Genomic DNA, 2,915 nt, shown 5'->3' with positions numbered 1-2,915 from the left:
AAATAAAAAGCCCCCTCCGGTTGGAGGGGGCTTTTCTTAAAAAGGTCCCTGGCAGTGACCTACTCTTGCATGCGGATGCACACTACCATCGGCGCGGCTGCGTTTCACTTCCGAGTTCGGGATGGGATCGGGTGGGGCCACAGCGCTATAGCCGCCAGGGAAGGGGTGCGGTCAGCGCTTGGAGCGCCGGACCGGCTAAAGGGGTAAACGAGTGACAAGCGATTTGGAACCGATCGAGATGTTTCGCTGAAGGAAGCGAAGCGTCTTGGGGTTATATGGTCAAGCCGCACGGCTCATTAGTACGCGTAAGCTCAATGCATTGCTGCACTTCCACACCGCGCCTATCAACCACCTAGTCTAGATGGGGCCTTAAGGAGAGTCGAGCTCTCGGGAGATCTCATCTTGGGGCGCGCTTCCCGCTTAGATGCTTTCAGCGGTTATCGCTTCCGTTCATAGCTACCGGGCAATGCCATTGGCATGACAACCCGAACACCAGCGGAACGTCCACTCCGGTCCTCTCGTACTAGGAGCAGCCCCCCTCAAATCTCCAACGCCCACGACAGATAGGGACCGAACTGTCTCACGACGTTCTGAACCCAGCTCGCGTACCACTTTAAATGGCGAACAGCCATACCCTTGGGACCGACTACAGCCCCAGGATGTGATGAGCCGACATCGAGGTGCCAAACACCGCCGTCGATATGAACTCTTGGGCGGTATCAGCCTGTTATCCCCGGAGTACCTTTTATCCGTTGAGCGATGGCCCTTCCATACAGAACCACCGGATCACTAAGACCTACTTTCGTACCTGCTTGATCCGTCGATCTCGCAGTCAAGCACGCTTATGCCTTTGCACACAGTGCGCGATGTCCGACCGCGCTGAGCGTACCTTCGTGCTCCTCCGTTACTCTTTGGGAGGAGACCGCCCCAGTCAAACTACCCACCATACACGGTCCCTGACCCGGATTACGGGCCTAGGTTAGAACGTCAAGCACTTCAGGGTGGTATTTCAAGGATGGCTCCACCAAGACTGGCGTCCTGGTTTCATAGCCTCCCACCTATCCTACACAGAAGAACTCAACGTTCAGTGTAAAGCTATAGTAAAGGTTCACGGGGTCTTTCCGTCTTGCCGCGGGAACGCTGCATCTTCACAGCGATTTCAATTTCACTGAGTCTCGGGTGGAGACAGCGCCGCTGTCGTTACGCCATTCGTGCAGGTCGGAACTTACCCGACAAGGAATTTCGCTACCTTAGGACCGTTATAGTTACGGCCGCCGTTTACTGGGGCTTCGATCAAGAGCTTCGCCTTGCGGCTGACCCCATCAATTAACCTTCCAGCACCGGGCAGGCGTCACACCCTATACGTCCACTTTCGTGTTTGCAGAGTGCTGTGTTTTTGATAAACAGTCGCAGCGGCCAGGTTACTGCGACCCTCTAGTGCTCAGTCACGCACGTGACCACACCGGAGGGCGCACCTTCTCCCGAAGTTACGGTGCCATTTTGCCTAGTTCCTTCACCCGAGTTCTCTCAAGCGCCTTGGGATTCTCACCCTGCCTACCAGTGTCGGTTTACGGTACGGTTTTTCTTAAGCTGAAGCTTAGTGGCTTTTCCTGGAAGCGTAGTATCAGTCACTTCGTCCAATAGGACTCGTCTCGGTGCTCGGCATAAAGGATCCCGGATTTGCCTAAGATCCATGCCTACCGCCTTTCCCCGGGACAACCAACGCCCGGTAGACCTAACTTTCTCCGTCCCCACATCGCACTTAAGAAAAGTGCTGGAATATTAACCAGCTTCCCATCGACTACGCATTTCTGCCTCGCCTTAGGGGCCGACTCACCCTGCGCCGATGAACGTTGCGCGAGGAAACCTTGGGCTTTCGGCGTGCGGGCTTTTCACCCGCATTATCGTTACTCATGTCAGCATTCGCACTTCCGATACCTCCAGCAAGCTTCTCAACTCACCTTCACAGGCTTACGGAACGCTCCTCTACCGCGCATCTTGCGATGCACCCCGAGCTTCGGTGTATAGCTTAGCCCCGTTAAATCTTCCGCGCAGACCGACTCGACCAGTGAGCTATTACGCTTTCTTTAAAGGGTGGCTGCTTCTAAGCCAACCTCCTGGCTGTCTATGCCTTTCCACATCGTTTTCCACTTAGCTATAACTTTGGGACCTTAGCTGCGGGTCTGGGTTGTTTCCCTTTTCACGACGGACGTTAGCACCCGCCGTGTGTCTCCCGGATAGTCTGTCCTGGTATTCGGAGTTTGCCATGGTTTGCTAAGTCGCGATGACCCGCTAGCCATAACAGTGCTCTACCCCCAGGAAGATTCGTCCGAGGCGCTACCTAAATAGCTTTCGAGGAGAACCAGCTATCTCCGAGTTTGTTTAGCCTTTCACTCCTATCCTCAGCTCATCCCCATCTATTGCAACAGATGTGGGTTCGGTCCTCCAGTGCGTGTTACCGCACCTTCAACCTGGCCAAGGATAGATCACTCGGTTTCGGGTCTACTGCCAGAGACTATGCGCCCTATTCAGACTCGGTTTCCCTTCGCCTCCCCTATACGGTTAAGCTCGCCACTGACAGTAAGTCGCTGACCCATTATACAAAAGGTACGCAGTCACCCTTGCGGGCTTCCACTGCTTGTACGTATACGGTTTCAGGGTCTATTTCACTCCCCTCTCCGGGGTTCTTTTCGCCTTTCCCTCACGGTACTAGTTCGCTATCGGTCAGTCAGGAGTATTTAGCCTTGGAGGATGGTCCCCCCATGTTCAGACAGGGTTTCTCGTGCCCCGCCTTACTCAATTTCACGCACGGTGCCCTTTCGCCTACCGGGCTATCACCGTCTACGGCAGGCCTTTCCAGACCTTTCGACTAAAACACTGTGCGCTTTTGGGCTGCTCCCCGTTCGCTCGTCGCT

General features: G+C 54.8%; 2 rRNA genes (1 of these 2 cut by a window edge). Both read right to left on the bottom strand.

The annotated features are described in order from the left end of the window. Positions 1–46: 46 nt before the first annotated feature. Positions 47–159, bottom strand: a 5S ribosomal RNA gene (gene rrf / locus C693_RS0119270). Between the two features lie 116 nt (positions 160–275). After that, positions 276–2,915 (bottom strand): 23S ribosomal RNA (locus tag C693_RS0119265); it runs 239 nt beyond the window's last position.

Origin of the sequence: Dyella ginsengisoli LA-4 (assembly GCF_000334915.1) — a bacterium.
Classification (GTDB): domain Bacteria; phylum Pseudomonadota; class Gammaproteobacteria; order Xanthomonadales; family Rhodanobacteraceae; genus Dyella_A; species Dyella_A ginsengisoli_A.
The sequence above is the reverse complement of the archived record's forward strand: the minus strand, read 5'-3'. Positions and strand labels throughout refer to the sequence as shown.